Source organism: Roseateles sp. P5_E4 (assembly GCF_054049255.1).
The window spans coordinates 127163-145412 of sequence record NZ_JBFUMS010000010.1; the positions used below are offsets into that span (position 1 = coordinate 127163).

Below are 18250 nucleotides of genomic sequence, written 5' to 3' on the forward strand. Positions count from 1 at the left end.
GGGCATCGGCCCGCAGACCCCATCAACACTGGGAAAAACAGGGGTTGCCCCTGTGCGGAAATGCCTGGCGAGGCAATATTTACTCACAGATGGGGGGTTCGGTTGTCACATGAATCCCGCACACTGGGTTCACGGTGCTGATGTTGTTGTCGGCCCGTCAAGCCAATGAGGTCTGCCATGCGATTCGTTCCAGCGCTGCGCTTCTTCCGCCGAGACGTCGCTGCGCGCAGCGAGCCGGATCCCGCCGACCTCGGCACCGCCTTCGGCCTGGATGCCTGCCTGGACGGCGTGGGCGTCAGCGAATATCGCAGCCAGCCGCCCAGTGATTTCCTCGAATCCCAGTCGTCTGTCGCGATTCAGGAATCGCCGCTGAGCTGGTTGTCGCGCCGAACGGCTTAGAGTTTCGGAATCCGAATCCGGCTCACCATCAACGAGCCGGATAGCGCGAACATCAGCACCAGCGGGTGCAACTTGAAGCCCGCCAGCCACCAGACGCCACCCCATAGCGCGTCACCGATGGCCCCCTGAACCGCGGCCACCCACAGCACAGCCACAAGCAGCATGGACGTCGGAATCGGCGTGCCCTCGAAATACGCCACCTTGTCCGAGCCTGCGCTGAGTTTTTCCGCCGTCACGTTGTAGCGCGCCAGCCGGCTGACGCCGCAGGCGACGAAGAACACCAGCACGATGCGGTCATACAGCCCCTGCATGCCGCAGCCGTAAGCGATCGCCGCGGGCGCGACGCCGAAGGAGATCACGTCGGCCAGGGAATCCAGCTCGCGGCCCAGGGCCGAGCTCTTCTGGCGCCAGCGCGCAATACGGCCGTCCAGCACGTCGAAGGCCAGCGCCAGCGGAATCAACGCACAGGCGTATTGCAGATGTTGGCGCTCGCCGGTCTGCAGGAAGCTCATCACGGCGAACAGGGCGCCCATGCCGGCGCAGGCATTGCCGAGGGTGAACCAATCGGCGAGATGGAACTCGCGGATCATCGAAAAGGGCTTGGGTTTTTCCATCAGGACCTCCTCCTCAACGCTGCTCCAGCGGATCGATGTCGTCGCGCCGGGACGGGCTCGCAGGCGGCCGGCTGACCGCTTTCACGACGAGATGAGGCACGAGCAGATGCAGTGGCATGCGAAGGTAATGGCTGCGAACGAAGAGCGCAAACTCGGCAACGCGCGTGCCCGGCGCCATCGAGCCGCGGTGGGCGCTGGTCAGGGCCCGCCTCAGCAAGCCCTGCATCAGCCAGCGCAACAGAGGGCCGGGCCGGGCAGGGCAGCGCTCCAGCACATCCTCGGGGACGGGTGTGTGCAGATGGCGCCGGCACAGGCAAAGGGCATAGAACAGCGGCCGGCCCAGCGACAGGGTTGCGGCGCGCGCCAGCAAGGTGTTCCAGAAGCCAGGCTCGGCAGCATGGCGGCGCAACAGGCTGTCGAGATCACTGAGGTCGCGCAGGCCGTGCCCCCATTCGCCCTCGTGCATCAGATGCGTCGCGCTGTGCAGGATCTGGTCCGGCGCCGACGGCAGGCTGAAACGCGGGAATTCCGTGACCGGCTGGGCGGCCGCCAGAAGCGGTGCGCTGTGGGTTTTGATGCGCGCCGTCAATGGCAGGATGTTGTGGTGCAGGTCCAGGTTGGTCTGGCGGCGTAGGTGCACCATCGGCGGTAGCTCGTGCATCCATCGTCGGTAGTAGCGTTCATCGTAGGCTGTCCCCGCAGCACTGGCCCAGCCACCGAGCATCAGCGCCGCCTCCGCCTCGTCGAGCTGCTCACGCGGCACCAGGATGTCGATGTCCGAGAACAGCCGGCCCGGGGCTGGCGGCAGATCGCCGGCGACATAGGCCGCGCCCTTGAGCAGCATCACGGGGCCGGGGAGGCTTGCCAGATCGCGGGACAGCAGCACCAGCTCCCAGCGCACGGCGCGCCGCTGTTCCTGGGAAACGCCCAGCAGCGCGCGCATCTGGCGGCGCACGGGCAAGGGCAGTGAGCGCTCGACGCCCGCCTCACGGGCCAGCGCACCCAGCCGGGCCAGCAAGCCGGCCGACACGGCCTGGCGCAGCAGCAGGTCCCAGGTCGCTTCGCCATGGGAAGCCATGAACGCCGGCTCGCGCAAGGAGCGCAGCAGCGGTTCCCATGCCGGCGTCATGACTTCAGCCCGTCAAGCGTGGCCAGCCCTTCCGCCAGGTCGGAGTAGCAGAAATCCCAGCACCCGCACGAATCGATCAACGCCGCCGTCAGCTCGAAACCCGCCCGGCCCAGCATGCTGTAGTTGAACGCATGACCGGCCAGCCGTTCGAAGGCCTGGGCCTTGGGCACCGGCGCCAGCTGCGTCGGCGCGCCGGCGTGCCAGCGCGGAAAGATCAGCTGCGTAGGCCGCGCCTGCTGTTGCTGGCCGGTCACGCTGGCGGCCGACGCGCGCAAATGGGAGACCGTGCCCTTGTGCGTGTCGCGGGCCGCCTCACCCAAGACGGCCTGCGGGGAGAAGCGGCGGATGATGGCGATCGACTGGTTCTTCAGGCTGACCGGACGGGCCAGCGGTGCGACCTGCCCGTCATCGCGGTCGATCATGGCCATCTCGTCAGAGAGCAGCCGCCAGCCCGACAGCATCAGCGCGGCCGTCAGCGTGCTTTTGCCGGCACCGGGGTCGCCCGGCATGACGAGGCATTGGCCGTCTTTCTCGAGTACCGCCGCGTGGAAGAGCAGGTAGTGATTCGCCTGGCTGGCCAGGCACCAGTTCATGCCCCATTCCAGCAGAGCGAAGGCGTGGTTGGCAGGCAGCGGCAGAAAGGGGCTGTGCTGATCCAGCCGGAATTCCACCTGGGCGCCAAGCCAGCGCCGCAGCCCGGTGACAGGCTGCACATGCACGTGGAAGTCGGCGATGCCGCCCTCGGGTTCCAGCTCGAAATCCGCGTACAACGCCGCCAGGCCCGCCGCCACGGGCGGGCAGCTGCTGTGGATGCGGTAGGCGAAGGGGCCAGTCCTGAGCGTCAGGCCGTCGTGCAGCCGTTGGCCAAGTTCCGCCGGGGCCAGCATGCCCAGCGTCAGCATCGCTGGACCAACAACAGCTGTTCGAGCTGTTGCAGCACATCGGCGGTCATTTCCGAATCGGCATCCATCAGCGCAGCCAGTTCATCGAACCCTGCCGGCGGCTGCTCGGCGAGGCGTCGCAGGGCGGGTACCAGCCAGGCGGCGAGGCGATGGGTGTCGTTGGACAGCGCGTGATGCACGAGGCAATCGTCACCCCAGACCCTGATCGACAGATCGGCCCCGTAAGTGAGCGCCCATCGAGGCGTTGACACTGGATCGGTGGTGGTCACGGAGTGGCTGCAGAAAGACTTCGGGCGTCGCTACGGACGCCCGAAGTGTCACACCGACGGTGCCGGCCGCTCAGGAGTACAGGCTCTGGAAGTAAGCCATGACCTGGTTGGCGTCCCAGGAGACCGTCGTATTGACCTGGTATTTGCCGCCCAGCGGGCAGACGGCATTGAACATCTTGATGGCTTGGGCGACCGTGATCGGGTAGTCGGTACCGACGTTCAGTGCATTCAGGATGGTCGCCACGGTGGCGCGGCCCAGCGCGTAGATCATCGTGTCGTTCTGGCCGCCGGGCGAATTCAGCACCTGCAGCAGGGTGGCCTTGCTCGTGCACAACCCGAACGCCGAATCGCGGTAGCCATAAACATTGCAGGCCGAGGACTCAGCCTTGTAGCGGAAGGCGTCCATCAGTGTCTGGCCACCGCTGATGAAGCCTCCGAAGACGGTGCCCTTGTTGCCGCCGAAGCTGCAACTCGCCGTGGGCAGAGTGCCCTTCAGCGTGCCGGCCGGCCAGGTGCTTGCGTTCTTCCAGTAGCCGGGCGACTTGCCGAGGAGCTTGCAGTCCGCCTTGCCAGGCCGCGGCGACGCATTGCCGGACATCTGGCCCGACACGGTGCAGTTGTAGGCCTGGCTCGCCAGCGCCGGTTTGCTCAACAGGCTGCCCAGCACGACCGGCGTGGCCGCGCCCGCTTGGGCAAAGCGCCGGCGAGACGCGTTCATCCGGGTCGAGGTCGGCCGGCCGGCGGACGCGTCGACGGAGGCCGGCACCTTGGGCGTCGACTGCGGGTCGTTGATTTGGCGTTCGCTCATGACAGTGTGCCTCGTGGATCCGTTTTTGGGTTGCACCAGACTAGGGCACAACTCGCTCTGGGCGTCAGAGCGGGCCGATGCTAATAGGGGGCTCGGCGGTTTGGATGGCAGTGTTTCACACAAAGCCTTTTGGGGGTCATCTGGCGCCCCCTTGATTGGGTGGGCCTGAATCAGGGACTTAGAGGGCGGCTGACGAAAACGTGTCACATGTCTTCAGATCGCCCGCTTCCAGGCCGCGCTTGAACCAGCGAACACGCTGCGCGCTGCTGCCGTGGGTGAAGCTTTCGGGCACGACGGCGCCCCGGGAGCGCTTTTGCAGGGTGTCGTCGCCGATCTGGGAGGCGGCGTTCAGCGCCTCCTCGATGTCGCCTTGCTCCAGCCAGCCTTTGCTGCGCTGCGACAGATTCGCCCAGACACCGGCAAAGCAGTCCGCCTGCAGCTCCAGCTTGACGCTCATGGCGTTCGCCTCGCGCTCGGAGACGCGGCCGCGGGCGCGATCCAGCTTTTCGGTCGTGCCCATCAGGTTCTGCAGGTGGTGGCCGACCTCGTGGGCGATGACATAGGCCTGGGCGAAGTCGCCCGGCGCGCCCAGGCGCTGTCGCAAGGTGTCGTAGAAGCCCAGGTCGATGTAGACCTTGCGGTCGGCGGGGCAGTAGAACGGGCCCATGGCGGCCTCGCCGGTGCCGCAGCCGGTGGGCCAGCGGTCGCGGAAGATGACAAGCTTGGGAGCGGGGTATTGCTGGCCTGCGCGTTGGAAGTAGGCGCCCCAGACGTCTTCGGTATCCGCCAGTACCTTGCTGACGAATACCGCACCCGGATCCTTGGGGTGTTGCTCGGCCGGCGCGCCCGGCTGGACCTGCGGCGCAGCGCCGCCCCCGCCGTCGAGCAGCCCGAGCACCGTCAGCGGGTTGATGCCGAAGGCCCAGGATGCCAGCAGGGCGATGACGACACCGCCCAGGCTCAGGCCGCGCCCGCCGATGGGCAGGCCGCCACCCCCGCTGCTGCTGCCACGGACATCTTCGACGTTGTCGCTCTCACGCTGGCCATCCAACTTCATGCTGTCTCTCCTGCTGATCGGGCAATCCTACGGCCCATGACCGCCAAAACGCAGTCCGTCGCCTCTCGCGGGCGTCGCACCGGCCGGCTGGACACACTGCCGCCGCATCGCCGAACCAGGAGCCCCCATGAAACGCCTCGCCCTGCTGACCCTTGCCGCCGCCCTTGCCACCAGCAGCTTTGCCGGCGACAACGACTGGCATCTGCGCATCAAGAAGGAATCCGACGGCTGGACGGCCCACTTCAGCGGTCCCATCGACTACGGCAGCGGCAAGAACCGCATCAAGGGCTCGGGCGTCAAGGTCGAGAAGGCGCGCGCCCTCGGCAGCTTCAGCAAGCTGCGCATCGACGGCCCCTTCGACGTCAAGCTGACCCAGGCGGGCAGCGACCAGGCCACGGTGGTTGCCGACGACAACATCGAGCCGCTGGTGGAGACCGTTGTCGAGGGCGATGCCCTGGTGGTGCGCATGAAACGCGACGCCGGCTTCACGACGCGTTCCGCGCCGACGGTGCGCGTCGACGCCCGGGCCCTGCAGTCCATCGCCATCAATGGCTCGGGCGACCTGGCCGTGGAGCGCTTCAAGGCCGACAGCCTCAGCCTGAACGTCATCGGCTCGGGGGATGTGCATTTCGGTGCCGTCGAGCTGAAGGACCTGAGCGTCAGCATCAGCGGCTCGGGCGATGTGCGCCTGGCCGGTCGGGCGGACCAGCAGAGCTGGACGGTCAGCGGTTCGGGCGATGTTGACGCGCGTTCCCTTGCCGGCCGCGCAGCCCGAGTCAACATCAACGGTTCGGGCGACGTGTCTGTCGGGGTGACGGAACAGCTGGACGTCCAACTGAGCGGTTCCGGCGACCTGAGCTACGCCGGACGGCCGCAGTTGCGCCAAAGCGTCAGCGGCTCGGGCGAGATCAGCCGCCGCTAGAGCGCGACGGCCCAGGCCCCTCAGAATGGGGCCGTGAACCCCAACGACCTCTGGTGGCAGACGCTGGCCGATGGCCCGCTGCTGCTGGCCCTGTTTGATGCGGGCGAATGCCTGCGGCAAGCCAATGCGGCCTATCGACAGGCCTGGGGGCTGGCTGCCGATGCATCGCCGGGCTGGCTCGAGATGGTCGAGGCCGCCCAGCGGGCCGGCGTCGGCCCGGTCGACGTGCCGGAGCGCCGCAGCCGCATGGCGCAGCGAGGCTATGAACAGGCCTGGCGCGACGGCCGGCGCCTTTGGTGGGTGGAGCAGCGCATGCCAGACGGCGGCCTGGCGCTGACCGGCGTGGACATCAGCGCGCTGGCGGGGCCGCGGCCTTTGACGGGCCAGTTGCTGTCGGCTCAGGCCGGCCGCGAACTGCTGCAGGCTCTGCTGGCCGACCCGCGCGCCTGGCCCTTGTCCGTGGCGACGTTGGCAGCCGAGGCCGATCCGGCCGAGCTGCTGGCGCGCACCCGTGGCGAGGATGGCTGCATGCGCCTGGACGACGGGCGGCTGCTCGTCATGCTGCCGTCCACTGGGCCAGCCCAGGCCGCGGCGCTGGGCGAGCGCCTCGGGGCATTGACGCTCACCGAGGCCATCTGGGGCGAATCGGCAGCGGCACTGATCGTCAGGGCTTGAGCTTCAGGTCCCGGCCTTGAGCCTGGGCCGGCGCGGGCAAGCCGGCGATGGCGGCCAGCGTGGGCGCCAGATCGGCAATTTCGACGCGTTCTTTCACCTCGCCCTGGCCGACATAGCCCGGACCCCAGAACAGCAGGGGCACATGGGTGTCGTAGTCGTAAGGGCTGCCGTGGGTGCTGCCACCAGGCCGGTAGCTGAAGATCCAGTTGCGCTTCAGCACGATCTGCAACTGCGCGGCGCGCGTCGGATCGAAGGACTTGCGCATGGCTTCCAGGTAGGGGGTGGTGCGGTCGTCACCCAGCAGCTGCTCGCGGGTGAAGACGGTGGCCACGCCGGGCAGCTTCAGCAGTTCCTCGCGGGCGGCAGCCTGGACGTCAGCGAACTTCAGGCCCTTGTCGGCGGCCAGCTTCTCGTCCAGCAACAGACCGGAAGCGGAAAAGTCGCGCGCCAGCCTGTCGACGCCAAAGCGTGCCGACAGGGCGGTATTGACGACCGCCAGTGACGGCGAGCTGTTGAAGCGGCCGGCATCGCGGCCCTGGGTGGCCGCCCATTCCGGCGTATCGGTGAAGCCGTGGTCCGCCGTCAGCGCGAGTACATAGTTGCCGGCACCGACTTCCTTGTCGAGGAACTGGAAGAAGGCCTGCAGATGGCGGTCCAGGTGCAGGGTGTGGTCGTGCGACAGCCGCGACTCGGGGCCGAAGGCATGGTTGATGTAGTCGTGGCTGGACAGGCTGACGGACAGGATGTCCTGCACACCGCGCTGGCCGAGCTTCTCGTTCGTGATGGCGGCGCGCGCGAAGGCCAGCGTTAGCTCGTCGCCGAAGGGCGAGGCCAGCAGGCCGCCGTAGAAGCGCGGGCCGGGGCCGTCCATCTTGTCGCCGATGACGGCCGGCAGCTTGTTGCCGTTGCCGCTGGCGATCTGCCAGGACTGGCCGTCAGGCACGGAGCGGGCGTAGGCCGCCTCCGGGAGAAGGGGAGCCCAGGTCTTCTTGAAGAAGGCGTCGGCCGGGTTGGTGGCGTTGAAATCCTTCACCCATTGCGGATGGGCCTGCATGTAATAGGTGCTGGAGGCGAAACGGCCCGTCTCCGTCATGTACATATACGCCGTGCCCTTGTGGCCGGCCGGCAGGATGGCGCCGCGATCCTTGCCCGAGATGCCGATGACCTTGGACGCCGGCGAACCCGTGCGCAGCACGTCGCCCAGGGTCTCGACCTTGAGGTTGCGCGGGCTGGTGCCGGCCAGCGGCGCGGTCGGGCTGTCGATGTACTGGTAAGCCACGTCGCCGGTGTTGTAGACCTGGGCGCCGGTGGCGGGGTCGCGCCATTCGTTGCTGATGATGCCGCTGCGCTGTGGATAGGCGCCGGAAAGCATCACCGAGTGGCCGGCTGCCGTCACCGTGTGGCCATGGCCGTAGTGGGCCTGCGAAAACCAGCGCCCATGGTCGAGGAAGCGGGCGAAGCCGTCAGGTGCCAGCTGGTCCCGGTAGCCCGTCACCTGGCGCATCGGCAGGCCGTCGATGACGACCAGGACGAGGAGCTTGGGGTTTTTTTGCGGCGCCACGGCCGGCGGCGCCGTCGTTGCGCAGGCGGACAGGGCAGCGGCGAAGGCCAGGCTCAGCAGGCGACGGCGAGTGTGCAACATGACGTTTTCGTGACAGTGGGTCCGCAAGCTTACGTCGTCACAATGTCTGGCTTGTAAACGCCATGGCCGAACCGGACACCTTCGACCCCACCCATGCGCTGGACGGCTGGCGTCCGCCCGCGCCTGTGCCCGTGCCGCTGCAGGATCTGGCGCTCGGCGCGTTGCTGCGGGGCGACGGCAATGGGCAGGGCAGTGAGCCGCTGCTTCCTCTCGTCAGGGCTGAAACCGTCAACTTCGACCCCACGCATCTGCTGGACGGCTGGCGCCCGCCCGCTCCGGCGCCCTTGGACCTGGAACTCAGGTCCCTGGTGCGCGCGGGCCGCAGCGGGCCCGACGAGGCCAAGAAGGCGCGACTGAAGGCGCGTGGCTACGAGATGCTGGACGTTGAGGACATCGAGTTGCCCGAGGCGCCGCCGCCGCGCATCGCCGTCGAGCTCCTGGTTCGGGAAGTCTCGCCCGCGCCACCGCTTGCCGAGGCCGAGTTCGTGCCGCCGCCTGTGAGCGAGGTGCCGCCTGCGCCGCCGGTCGAGGGGCCATGGCCCCTCTTCGAAGCCGAAGCACAGGTCCTCGAGGAAATGGCCTCGGCGCCCGCCGAGCCCGACGCTGTCGACTCGCCTGGAGCGCCGCCGCTTTTCGCCGCCGAAGCGGCATGGCTTGATCTCCGGTTCGAGCCGCCTCAGATCGTTGAGGACGATGAAGCGTTGGCGGAGCCGCCACCCGCAACTGCGGTCATGCATGGCGGCGAAGCGTTCGCAGCGCCCTCGTCGGACGTGGGCGCCGCCGCGCTGATGGCAGACGTTGAAGCGCCCGAAGTGTTCGCGCCGGAGCCAACGCCGTTCATCGACATCGCCGAGTCGATCGACGAGCCGCCGCAGCCCGCTGCCGCGCAGGCGCCTGAGTCGTTGAGCGCGCCGCTGCCAACAGCGCCTGCCCTTGTGGAGGACGCTGAGCCGCTCGAAATTCCGCCACCTGCTGCGGTCGAAGCGGCAGTGTTGGACCCGGAGCCGCCGACGGTCGAGCCCGAGCCCGAACCGCTCATCGAACCCGTCGAGCTGCCCGACGAGCCGCTGCAGCCCGCAGTCGCGCAAATGCCTGAACCGCCACCCGCGCCGCCGCTGTCCACGCCCGCCGTCGCGGAAGACGCCGGGTCGCTCGACACGCCGCCGGCCACCGTCGAAACGCCGGTACTGGATTTCCGCGCACCGCCCCCTGCCGTCGTCGAAGCGCCGGTGCTGGACTTCCGGGCCCCGCCGCCACCGCCCGAGCCGGACCCGCAGCAGGTCCTCGACGACATCGAGCTGCCCAAGGTGGTGCCCCTGCCCACGGCCGTCGAGGCACCGGTGCTGGACATGCAGGCCCTTGCCTCGCGCAGCGAACCCGACCCGCGGCTGGTTGCTGAGTGGCAGCCGCAGGCCTGGACGGCGTTGACGCAGCACGTGGCCGATGCCAGTACCGAGGTGTCGCAGACGGCGCATGGCCTGCACGTGGAAAACCATGCAACGCAGTGGCTCTGCGCCCTGTGGCCGCCCCAGGACAAGCAGCCGGCACTGCTGGCGCGCTGGCCTGAGATGGTCACTCTCGTCGGCGCGGCGACGAGAGTCGATGCCTTGGCGTCCTTGCTGGAGGAACTGCCTGCCGAGGCGGCGTTGTGGCCGGCCGAGCTGGAGGCGGACTGGGGGCTGGTGGCGGAACTCGTGCTGCGTCAGGACACGGGCCTGCGGCCGACTCACGCGCAGGTGCTGCGCGAGTTCGTGGAAGCGGAGCGCCGCGCCAACCTGGCGCGCTTGAACGCCGGCTACCAGTCCGAGGGCCGCGTCGCCAGGCGCAAGCCATGACAAGCGGCCAGGCGCCGTTGCTGGAGGTGGCCGATGGCGTGGCGCGCATCACGCTGCGCCGGCCGCGCCAGGCCAATCGTCTGGCTGTGGACGACCTCGACACCCTCGGCGGCTTCATCGAGGTGGTGCATGCGAACGATGCCGTGCGTGTGTTGGTCCTGGCCGGCGAAGGCAGGCATTTCTGTAGTGGCTTCGACCTCGGCGCCCTGGGCGCCGTCGATGCGGGCGCGCGCTTCGGGGAACTGGCCGATGCACTGGAGGCCGCGCGGCCCATCACGATTGCGCGCCTGCATGGCGGTGTCTATGGCGGCGCCGCCGATCTGGCCCTGGCCTGCGACTTCCGCCTCGGCGTGCCGGCCGTCGAGATGTTCGTGCCGGCGGCGCGCATCGGGCTGCATTTCTATGCCGGTGGCCTGCAGCGCTTCGTCGACCGACTGGGTCTCGCCACCGCCAAGCAGGTGCTGCTGGCCGGGCGCACGCTGGACGCCGCCGCCCTTCTTGGCTGCGGCTATCTGGACCAGTTGCTGCCCGACGTCGCAACGCTGGACGCCGCGCTGCAGGCTCTGGCCGACGAACTGCAGGGGATGGCGCCCCTGGCCCTGCTGCCGATGAAGCAGCACCTGAACGCGATCGCCGCTGGGCGGCTCGACGCGAAACAGCTGGCGGCCGACATCGTCAAGGCGCGCGATTCGGCCGATCTTGCCGAGGGTCAGGCGGCCTGGGCGGGCAAAAGACCAGCGCGATTCAAGGGGGGTTGAAAGCCCTAGGCCGGGGCTTTCGCCACATCGTGGAAAATACGGGGCCTGCGCGCCTGCCTGGCGCCCCTCTTTACACACTCTTCGACAGGACCAGCGTGGCCAAAGAAACCACCAAGACCACCATCGAAGCGGATGGTCTGCGCTACCGCTCCAAAGCTCCCGGTTCGCCCTTCGCGGCAACCTCGTCTTTCGGCGCAGCAACGATGTCTTGCTTCCTTTGCGGCAAGCACCGCCCCCGAGCCATGCTCAAGTCCAAGAAGCTGTTGGGCAAGTCGCAGCCCGTCTGCTCGCCTTCTTGCAAGGAACTCGATGCGCAAATAGCAGCCAAATAGGGCTGTCAGCCCCTCACCTCGCGTGAGGGCCATGAACGACCCAGCGCCGCCACGGCCTCGACCGCCGTGGCGGCGCTTTTTTGCATTCAGCCTTGGCGGAAGCAGCGGCCGCAGACGGATCGATAGCGCGCATTGCCGCCGATCTCGACCTGGGCGCCTTCGGTGACCTTGCGGTTGTTGGCGTCCACCCGCATGTTCATCGTCGCCTTGCGGCCGCAGTCGCAGATGGTCTTCATTTCGTCCATCTCATCGGCCAGCGCCAGCAAGGTGGCGGAACCGGGGAAGAGTTCGCCCTGGAAATCCGTGCGCAGGCCGTAGCAGATGGCCGGCAGATTGCGCAGATGCGCCAATTCGTGCAGTTGCTGCACCTGGTGCTTGGACAGGAACTGCGCCTCGTCGACCAGCAGGCAGGCGATGCCCGGCCCGTCTTCGTTCTGGCCGACCAGGGCCAGGAAATCGGTGGTCTCGTCGAATTGCTCGGCCTCACGCTTCGGGCCGAGGCGCGACGTGACGAAGCCGTGGCCATAGCGGTCGTCCAGGCGAGCCGTGAAGATGCGCACCCGATGGCCGCGTTCCTCGTAGTTGTGTGCCACCTGCAGCAAGGCGGTGGATTTGCCGGCATTCATCGCGGCGTAGCGGAAAAAAAGCTTGGCCATGTCGTCTTCTGGAGCGGAGCGGCATTGTCCTCGCTCGCTTACCCCGCAGATCGGGGTAGGGAAAGCCCGCGATTTCGGCCTTTGCTGGCGGCAACCGCGGGCTTGCGAGATGGCGTTGTCATCTTCGCCGTGCGTCAATTCACGTTTCGTCCCGACCTGTCTGAAGAATGAGCAAAGACACCGTCACCGCGGTCCGCCAGGATGGCTTGCGCTACCAGTCGAAAATCGGCGGTTCGCCTTTCCTTGGAAGCGGCCACACCCGCTCCTGCTTCAAATGCGGCAAGCATCGTGCGCCGGCCAGCCTGCAGTCCATCCGACTGCTTGGCCGCAACGAGGTAGTCTGCAAGCCCAACTGCAAGGCCGAGCCCTAAGGGGCCTCTGTCGGCTGGGTGCGCTTGCCGCACCCTATGACGCCCGCCATTGACGGCGCTGGACCGGTTGCATAGCATGATATGCATATCGGTTGAGCGGAGCTCGTCATGGTCGAGGATGTCGTCAAGGAACTGGGCCACCTGAGCCTGGGCACTCGCCTCAAGCGCATCGGCGAGACGCTGCAGGCGCAGACCCAGGCCGTGCTGGTGGCGCATGGCTTTGAGCAGCCGGCCGCATGGTTTCCGCTGCTGGCGGCGCTGGACCGGCTGGGGCCGCTGAGCGTCGGCGAGCTGAGCCAGGCCGTGGGTGTCAGCCAGCCCGTCATCACGCGTTCGCTGCGCGGGCTGGAAGACGAAGGCCTCATCGGCTCGGAGGCGTCGGAACAGGACCGGCGGGTACGCCGCATCGCGCTGAGCAGAAAGGGGCAGGGTCTCGTCGAGCGGTCGCAGCGTGAGGCCTGGCCGGCCATCGAAGCGGCCGTCGCGCAGGCCTGCGCGGGGCTGGAAGGCGACCTGCTGGCCCAGCTTGCGGCGCTGGAAGACGCGCTGATCGAAGCGCCGCTGATGCAGCGAGGGCCGGCATGAACGAACTCGACCGACCGGTCTGGGCCAGCCTGCAGCACCAGCCGCATTGGGGCACGGGTGACGAGAAGGCGCGACGCTTCAAGGCCGACATCAACCGCTTTGCTGCGACACCCGACGAAAGCGCCGCCAGCCTGGCCGCGCTCGCCGCCCTCGTGCAGCCGGGCGATGACGCCGTCTTCCTGGCCCAGGTGCCACCCATCGTCGTGCCGCCGGGCTTGATCGCAGTGAAGGAAGCGCTGGGCGTGCAGATGGTGGCGACGCAACCTTTGGCGGCAGACGGAGACTTGCAAGTCCTCGGCGATGCCGATGCCGCCGAGATGCTGGCCCTGGCCACGTTGACCGAGCCCGGGCCCTTTCTGCCGCGAACCCACACCATGGGCCGCTTCATCGGCATCCGCATCGACGGCCGGCTGGCGGCCATGGCCGGCGAGCGCATGCGCTTTGCCGGCCATGTCGAGGTCAGCGGTGTCTGTACCCACCCCGACTTCCGCGGTCGGGGCCTGGCGCGCCGGCTGTCGGCCGCGGTGACGGCCGACATCCAGCGTCGCGGCGAGCAGGCTTTCTTGCACGCCTGGACGAGCAACACCGCCGCGATTGCGCTCTACGAAAGCCTGGGCTTCGTCACGCGTGCCACCGTGAACATCGCTGTGCTCAAGCGCCAGCCAGCTTGACCGGGGCCGTCTCGCTCCAGCCGCCACCCAGGGCCCGGATCAGCCCGACCGTGGCCTGGTACTGAGCCGAGCGCACCTGCAGCGCGGCCCGCTTGTTGGCGAGCTCACTGCGGCGCGCGTCCAGCAGTTCCAGCTGGCTGACCAGGCCGTTGCGGTAGCGCGTGTCCGACAGCTTCAGCGCCTGGCCGGCCGCGCTGACCGCACGCGCATTGGCCTCGCCCTGCTGCTGCAGCAGCGTCAAAGCACCGAGCTGGTCTTCAACGTCCTTCAGCGCCAGCAGGAACTGCTCGCGGAAGGCAATCGCCGAGCCATCGAGCTGGGTCTTGGCCGCGTTGACACCCGCCTCGCGGCGGCCGCCGTCAAAGATGGGCAGCGCGGCCAGCAGGCCCACGCCCCAGGTGCTGGCGCCGCTCTTCAGCAGGTTGGACAACTCACTCGACACGCCACCGCCCTGGGCCGTCAGTGACAGGCTGGGCCACCAGGTGGCCTGGGCGACGCCGACGCGGGCCTGCGCGGCCTGCAGTTGGCTGCGTGCGGCGGCGAGGTCGGGGCGTCGTTGCAGCAGCTCGCTCGGCAAGCCGGCGGGTACGGTGGGCAGGGCAGTGGCCCACGCGGTGGGCGCGAGTCGGAAGTTGGAGGCCGGCTCGCCCAGCAGCACGGCCAACGCCGTTTCTAGCTCCAGGCGGCGGCGGTCCAGGGCCAGCGCCTCGGCCTCGTTGGCGGCCAGCTCGGCGCGCACGCGAGCCAGGTCCAGGTCGGCGACGTCGCCAGCGCGGGCGCGCTTCTCGGTCAGCGACAGCGTCTCGCCATAGGCCGCAACGGTGCCCCTGACGATCTCGCGCTCGGCATCCAGCGCACGCAGCGCCAGGTAGCCGCGGGCGACATTGGCCTGCACCAGCAGGCGGGCATCGGCCAGCAGCTGTTCGCGGGCGAGCACGTCCAGCGCGCTGGCATTGCGTTCGTGCAGCAGGCGGCCGCCCAGGTCCAGTTCATAGGCCAGGTTCAGGCCGGCGTTGTATTGCGTGACGCCTCGCGCGCCGGGGTCGGCAGCGCGGCCGGCACCGGCGGCGACGCCGAGCTGCGGCAGACGCGCCGCCTCGGTGCTGCCCAGTGCCGCACGCGCCTGCGCCAGGCGGTTGGCCGCGGCTTGCACGCTGGTGTTGGCCGCCATCGCACGGCCGACGAGGTCGTCCAGCACCGGGTCGGCAAAGGGCTGCCACCAGCTGGCGGTCAGCGCAGGTGCGTCGTTCGCAACCTGGGCCTTGTAGGCGGCGGGCGCCTGCGGCAGCTGGGACGGGTCGACCGTGCCGACCGACGCGCAGCCGGCCAGCAGCAGCGCTGCAAAAAGTGGGGTCAGGTTCAATTTCATGATGTTGATCACTTTCCTCGTTGCGGCAGGGCGTCGATGACGGGCTGCGTGGGTGCGGCAGGAGCGGCGATCTGGCCACCGTGGTGGCGCAGCGGTGCATTGCCGGTGACGCGGCGCACGATGACGTAGAACAGCGGCGTCAGGAACAGGCCGAACAGCGTCACGCCGATCATTCCGGCGAACACCGCGATGCCCATGGCCTGGCGCATCTCGGCGCCGGCGCCGGTGGACAGCACCAGGGGCAGCACGCCCATGACGAAGGCCATTGACGTCATCAGGATGGGACGCAGTCTGAGCCGCGCCGCCTCCAGCGCGGCCTGCATCGGCGTTCTGCCGGCGAACTCCAGCTCACGGGCGAACTCGACGATCAGGATGGCGTTCTTCGCACTCAGGCCCACCAGCACGATGAGGCCGATCTGCGTGAACACGTTGTTGTCGCCATGGCTGAGATACACGCCCGTCATCGCCGCCAGCAGGCCCATGGGCACGATGAGCAGGATGGCGATGGGCAGCGTCAGGCTTTCGTACTGCGCGGCCAGCACCAGGAAGACCAGCAGGATGGCGAGAGGGAAGACCCACGCACCCGAGTTGCCGGCAATCTTTTCCTGGTAGGTCAGGTCGGTCCACTCGTAACCGATGCCCGGGGGCAGGGTCTCGGCGGCGATGCGTTCCACCGCGGCCTGGGCCTGGCCCGACGAGAAGCCGGGTGCGGCGCCGCCATTGATGTCGGCGGACAGGAAGCCGTTGTAGCGCAGCGCGCGCTCCGGCCCGAAACTGGGCGTGACCTTCATCAGCGCGGCCAGCGGCACCATCTCGCCGGTGTTGGAGCGCACCTTCAGCGCGCCGATGTCCTCGGCACGGGCGCGGTAGGCGGCGTCCGCCTGCACGCGGACCGAATAGGTGCGGCCGAACTTGTTGAAGTCGTTCACATACAGGCTGCCGAGGTAGATCTGCATGGTGTCGAACACGTCCGTCACGGCCACGCCAAGCTGGCGCGCCTTGGTGCGGTCGAGGTCGGCGAACAGCTGCGGCACATTGACCTGGTAGCTCGAGAACAGGCCGGCCAGTTCAGGCGTCTTGTAGGCCTTGGCCATGAAGCCCTTCAGTGCCTGGTCCATGGCCTCGTAGCCGAGGCCGCCGCGATCCTGCAGCTGCAGCTTGAAACCACCCGTCGTGCCCAGGCCCTGCACGGGCGGCGGCGGGAACATGACGATGAAAGCATCCTCGATGGCGCCGTATTGCGCGTTCAGCTTGCCGGCGATGGCGCCCGCGGACAGGTCCTTGCTCTTGCGCTCGTCAAAGGGCTTGAGCGTTGCAAACACGATGCCCGAGCTGGAGCTGTTGGTGAAGCCGTTGATCGACAGGCCGGGGAAGGCCACCGCGTGCTCCACACCCGGCGTCTTCAGCGTGATGTCGGTCATGCGGCGGATGACGTCCTCGGTGCGGTCCAGCGTCGCGCCGTCGGGCAGCTGGGCGAAGCCGATCAGGTACTGCTTGTCCTGGCCCGGCACGAAGCCACCGGGCACGGCCTTGAACAGGCCGGCGGTGGCGGCGACCAGCACCAGGTAGACGACCATCATGAAGGCCTTGCGCGACATCAGCGTCTTCACGCCACTGCCGTACTTGGCGGAGCCGCTCGAGAACAGCCGGTTGAAGCCGCCGAAGAAACGGCCCAGCACGGCGTCCATGCCACGGGTCAGCGCGTCCTTGGGGGCGTCGTGGCTCTTCAGCAGCAGGGCGGCCAGGGCCGGCGACAGCGTCAGCGAGTTGATCGCCGAGATCACCGTCGAGATGGCGATGGTCAGCGCGAACTGCTTGTAGAACTGGCCGGTCAGGCCGCTGATGAAGGCCAGCGGCACGAAGACCGAGATCAGCGTCAGCGCGATGGCGATGATGGGACCCGACACCTCGCGCATGGCGCGGTAGGTGGCGTCGCGCGGCGACAGGCCCGAGGCGATATTGCGCTCGACGTTCTCGACCACCACGATGGCGTCGTCGACGACGATGCCGATGGCCAGCACCAGGCCGAACAGGCTCAGCGCGTTGATCGAGAAGCCGAAGCCGTGCATGACGGCGAAGGTGCCGATGATGGACACCGGCACGGCCAGCAGCGGGATGATGGAGGCGCGCCAGGTCTGCAGGAACAGGATGACGACGAGCACCACCAGGGCCACTGCTTCCAGCAGCGTGTGGATGACGGACTCGATGGACGCGCGCACGAACTGCGTCGGGTCGTAGACGATGGTGTATTCCACGCCTTCGGGCATGGCCGTCTTCAGGTCTTCCATCGCGGCGCGCACATTGGCCGAGATGTCCAGCGCATTGCCGCCCGGAGCCTGGAAGATGGGCACGGCGACGGCGGACTTGTTGTCCAGCAGCGAGCGCAGCGCGTATTCGCTGGCGCCGAGCTCGACGCGGCCGAGGTCGCGCAGCCGCGTCACGGCCCCATTGGCGCCACTCTTGACGATGATGTCGCCGAATTCCTCAGCGGTCTGCAGCCGGCCCTGCGCGTTGACGGACAACTGCAGGTCGATGCCTTGCAGGCCCGGTGAAGCGCCAACGACGCCGGCGGCGGCCTGCACGTTCTGGCCGCGGATGGCGGTCACCACGTCACTGGCCGACAGGCCATGCTCGGCGACCTTCTGCGGGTCCAGCCAGACGCGCATCGCGTAGTCGCCCGAGCCGAACATCAGCACCTGGCCCACGCCGGGGATGCGCGCGAGGCGGTCCTTGACGTTGAGCAGCGCGTAGTTGCGCAGGTAGGTCATGTCGTAGCGCTCGTTGGGCGAGGTCAGGTGCACGACCATGGTCAGGTCGGGGCTGCTCTTGACCGTCGTCACGCCCAGGCGCTTGACCTCCTCGGGCAGGCGCGCCTCGGCCTGGCTGACGCGGTTCTGCACCAGCTGCTGGGCCTTGTCGGGGTCGGTGCCGAGCTTGAAGCTGACGGTCAGCGTCATCAGGCCGTCAGTCGTCGCCTGGCTGCTCATGTAGAGCATGTCCTCGATGCCGTTGATGGCTTCCTCGAGCGGCGTGGCCACCGTCTCGGCGATGACCTTGGGGTTGGCGCCGGGGTATTGGGCGCGCACGACGACCGAGGGCGGCACGACGTCGGGGTATTCCGAGATCGGCAGCGCGCGGATCGACAGCAGGCCGCCGATGAAGATCAGCAGCGACAGCACGCCCGCAAAGATGGGGCGGTCGATGAAGAATTTAGAGAGATTCATGTTGGCTCCAGACAGCACGCCCCCCGCAGGCC

General features: G+C 68.1%; 19 protein-coding genes. 9 read left to right on the forward strand and 10 right to left on the reverse strand.

Going from position 1 to position 18250, the window contains the following annotated elements; genetic code table 11:
- The first annotated feature begins 177 nt into the window (after positions 1–177).
- Positions 178–399 (forward strand): hypothetical protein, encoded by a 222-nt coding sequence (locus ACXJLH_RS19905; RefSeq protein ID WP_056191657.1) that lies wholly within the window; start codon positions 178–180, stop codon positions 397–399.
- Here the strand turns inward: ACXJLH_RS19905 and pssA are convergent.
- The 6 genes from pssA to ypfJ form a co-directional block, all read right to left on the reverse strand.
- Positions 396–1013 (reverse strand): CDP-diacylglycerol--serine O-phosphatidyltransferase, encoded by a 618-nt coding sequence (pssA, locus tag ACXJLH_RS19910; protein WP_056191659.1) that lies wholly within the window; start codon positions 1011–1013, stop codon positions 396–398. The genes ACXJLH_RS19905 and pssA overlap by 4 nt on opposite strands.
- 13 nt (positions 1014–1026) lie before the next feature.
- Positions 1027–2142, reverse strand: coding sequence for a nucleotidyltransferase domain-containing protein (locus ACXJLH_RS19915; RefSeq protein ID WP_457445847.1), 1116 nt, complete (start codon positions 2140–2142; stop codon positions 1027–1029).
- Positions 2139–3029: an HprK-related kinase A gene (locus tag ACXJLH_RS19920; RefSeq protein WP_457445848.1), complete on the reverse strand. Its 891-nt coding sequence runs from the start codon at positions 3027–3029 to the stop codon at positions 2139–2141. The genes ACXJLH_RS19915 and ACXJLH_RS19920 overlap by 4 nt, the downstream gene beginning before the upstream one ends.
- Positions 3030–3037: 8 nt before the next feature.
- Positions 3038–3313, reverse strand: coding sequence for a hypothetical protein (locus tag ACXJLH_RS19925; RefSeq protein ID WP_457445849.1), 276 nt, complete (start codon positions 3311–3313; stop codon positions 3038–3040).
- A gap of 70 nt (positions 3314–3383) precedes the next feature.
- The gene (locus ACXJLH_RS19930) at positions 3384–4121 is read right to left on the reverse strand and encodes a hypothetical protein (RefSeq protein ID WP_457323751.1); all 738 of its coding nucleotides are present in this window, start codon (positions 4119–4121) and stop codon (positions 3384–3386) included.
- A 178-nt stretch (positions 4122–4299) separates the two neighbouring features.
- Positions 4300–5178 carry a KPN_02809 family neutral zinc metallopeptidase gene (gene ypfJ, locus ACXJLH_RS19935; protein WP_056191665.1) on the reverse strand — a complete coding sequence of 293 codons (879 nt, stop codon included), beginning with the start codon at positions 5176–5178 and terminating at the stop codon, positions 4300–4302.
- A gap of 127 nt (positions 5179–5305) precedes the next feature.
- Between ypfJ and ACXJLH_RS19940 the strand changes: the two genes are divergently transcribed.
- Both ACXJLH_RS19940 and ACXJLH_RS19945 read left to right on the forward strand, forming a co-directional pair.
- Positions 5306–6100 carry a head GIN domain-containing protein gene (locus ACXJLH_RS19940; protein WP_457323752.1) on the forward strand — a complete coding sequence of 265 codons (795 nt, stop codon included), beginning with the start codon at positions 5306–5308 and terminating at the stop codon, positions 6098–6100.
- 33 nt (positions 6101–6133) lie between these two features.
- A complete protein-coding gene (locus ACXJLH_RS19945; RefSeq protein WP_457389754.1) occupies positions 6134–6775 on the forward strand; it encodes a hypothetical protein in 642 nt (213 codons plus the stop codon).
- On the opposite strand, the gene ACXJLH_RS19950 is transcribed toward ACXJLH_RS19945, so the two are convergent.
- On the reverse strand, positions 6765–8417 hold the full coding sequence (locus tag ACXJLH_RS19950; RefSeq protein WP_056191671.1) for an alkaline phosphatase family protein: 1653 nt from the start codon (positions 8415–8417) through the stop codon (positions 6765–6767). The two genes, ACXJLH_RS19945 and ACXJLH_RS19950, sit on opposite strands and share 11 nt — an antisense overlap.
- Before the next feature lie 62 nt (positions 8418–8479).
- Between ACXJLH_RS19950 and ACXJLH_RS19955 the strand changes: the two genes are divergently transcribed.
- The 3 genes from ACXJLH_RS19955 to ACXJLH_RS19965 all read left to right on the forward strand — a co-directional run bounded on the left by ACXJLH_RS19955 (position 8480) and on the right by ACXJLH_RS19965 (position 11342).
- A complete protein-coding gene (locus ACXJLH_RS19955) occupies positions 8480–10252 on the forward strand; it encodes a hypothetical protein (protein WP_457445850.1) in 1773 nt (590 codons plus the stop codon).
- Positions 10249–11010, forward strand: a complete 762-nt coding sequence (locus ACXJLH_RS19960; protein ID WP_457445851.1) for an enoyl-CoA hydratase/isomerase family protein — start codon at positions 10249–10251, stop codon at positions 11008–11010. The genes ACXJLH_RS19955 and ACXJLH_RS19960 overlap by 4 nt, the downstream gene beginning before the upstream one ends.
- Positions 11011–11105: 95 nt before the next feature.
- Positions 11106–11342, forward strand: coding sequence for a hypothetical protein (locus ACXJLH_RS19965; RefSeq protein WP_056266878.1), 237 nt, complete (start codon positions 11106–11108; stop codon positions 11340–11342).
- 86 nt (positions 11343–11428) lie between these two features.
- Here the strand turns inward: ACXJLH_RS19965 and ACXJLH_RS19970 are convergent, their stop codons facing one another.
- Positions 11429–11998: a thymidine kinase gene (locus ACXJLH_RS19970; protein ID WP_056191676.1), complete on the reverse strand. Its 570-nt coding sequence runs from the start codon at positions 11996–11998 to the stop codon at positions 11429–11431.
- A gap of 167 nt (positions 11999–12165) precedes the next feature.
- On the opposite strand from ACXJLH_RS19970, the gene ACXJLH_RS19975 reads away from it, so the two are divergent.
- The 3 genes from ACXJLH_RS19975 (at position 12166) to ACXJLH_RS19985 (ending at position 13625) form a co-directional block, all read left to right on the forward strand.
- Positions 12166–12369: a hypothetical protein gene (locus tag ACXJLH_RS19975; protein ID WP_056191678.1), complete on the forward strand. Its 204-nt coding sequence runs from the start codon at positions 12166–12168 to the stop codon at positions 12367–12369.
- Between the two features lie 108 nt (positions 12370–12477).
- Positions 12478–12954, forward strand: coding sequence for a MarR family winged helix-turn-helix transcriptional regulator (locus tag ACXJLH_RS19980; protein ID WP_457445852.1), 477 nt, complete (start codon positions 12478–12480; stop codon positions 12952–12954).
- Positions 12951–13625, forward strand: a complete 675-nt coding sequence (locus tag ACXJLH_RS19985) for a GNAT family N-acetyltransferase (protein ID WP_457445853.1) — start codon at positions 12951–12953, stop codon at positions 13623–13625. The genes ACXJLH_RS19980 and ACXJLH_RS19985 overlap by 4 nt, the downstream gene beginning before the upstream one ends.
- Here the strand turns inward: ACXJLH_RS19985 and ACXJLH_RS19990 are convergent.
- Together ACXJLH_RS19990 and ACXJLH_RS19995 are read right to left on the reverse strand one after the other, a co-directional pair.
- Complete coding sequence (locus ACXJLH_RS19990; RefSeq protein WP_457445854.1) at positions 13606–14994, reverse strand: efflux transporter outer membrane subunit; 1389 nt, start codon at positions 14992–14994, stop codon at positions 13606–13608. The two genes, ACXJLH_RS19985 and ACXJLH_RS19990, sit on opposite strands and share 20 nt — an antisense overlap.
- 8 nt (positions 14995–15002) lie before the next feature.
- A complete protein-coding gene (locus ACXJLH_RS19995; RefSeq protein ID WP_457445855.1) occupies positions 15003–18218 on the reverse strand; it encodes an efflux RND transporter permease subunit in 3216 nt (1071 codons plus the stop codon).
- Between the last annotated feature and the right edge of the window lie 32 nt (positions 18219–18250).

Coding starts and splice junctions, on each gene's coding strand:
- ACXJLH_RS19950 (WP_056191671.1), bottom strand. CDS start 8,417: ATGTTGCACACTCGCCGTCGCCTGCTGAGCCTGGCCTTCGCCGCTGCC.
- ACXJLH_RS19940 (WP_457323752.1), top strand. CDS start 5,306: ATGAAACGCCTCGCCCTGCTGACCCTTGCCGCCGCCCTTGCCACCAGC.
- ACXJLH_RS19975 (WP_056191678.1), top strand. CDS start 12,166: ATGAGCAAAGACACCGTCACCGCGGTCCGCCAGGATGGCTTGCGCTAC.
- ACXJLH_RS19955 (WP_457445850.1), top strand. CDS start 8,480: ATGGCCGAACCGGACACCTTCGACCCCACCCATGCGCTGGACGGCTGG.
- ACXJLH_RS19985 (WP_457445853.1), top strand. CDS start 12,951: ATGAACGAACTCGACCGACCGGTCTGGGCCAGCCTGCAGCACCAGCCG.
- ACXJLH_RS19960 (WP_457445851.1), top strand. CDS start 10,249: ATGACAAGCGGCCAGGCGCCGTTGCTGGAGGTGGCCGATGGCGTGGCG.
- ypfJ (WP_056191665.1), bottom strand. CDS start 5,178: ATGAAGTTGGATGGCCAGCGTGAGAGCGACAACGTCGAAGATGTCCGT.
- ACXJLH_RS19995 (WP_457445855.1), bottom strand. CDS start 18,218: ATGAATCTCTCTAAATTCTTCATCGACCGCCCCATCTTTGCGGGCGTG.
- ACXJLH_RS19990 (WP_457445854.1), bottom strand. CDS start 14,994: ATGAAATTGAACCTGACCCCACTTTTTGCAGCGCTGCTGCTGGCCGGC.
- ACXJLH_RS19930 (WP_457323751.1), bottom strand. CDS start 4,121: ATGAGCGAACGCCAAATCAACGACCCGCAGTCGACGCCCAAGGTGCCG.
- ACXJLH_RS19920 (WP_457445848.1), bottom strand. CDS start 3,029: ATGCTGGCCCCGGCGGAACTTGGCCAACGGCTGCACGACGGCCTGACG.
- ACXJLH_RS19915 (WP_457445847.1), bottom strand. CDS start 2,142: ATGACGCCGGCATGGGAACCGCTGCTGCGCTCCTTGCGCGAGCCGGCG.
- ACXJLH_RS19980 (WP_457445852.1), top strand. CDS start 12,478: ATGGTCGAGGATGTCGTCAAGGAACTGGGCCACCTGAGCCTGGGCACT.
- pssA (WP_056191659.1), bottom strand. CDS start 1,013: ATGGAAAAACCCAAGCCCTTTTCGATGATCCGCGAGTTCCATCTCGCC.
- ACXJLH_RS19970 (WP_056191676.1), bottom strand. CDS start 11,998: ATGGCCAAGCTTTTTTTCCGCTACGCCGCGATGAATGCCGGCAAATCC.
- ACXJLH_RS19905 (WP_056191657.1), top strand. CDS start 178: ATGCGATTCGTTCCAGCGCTGCGCTTCTTCCGCCGAGACGTCGCTGCG.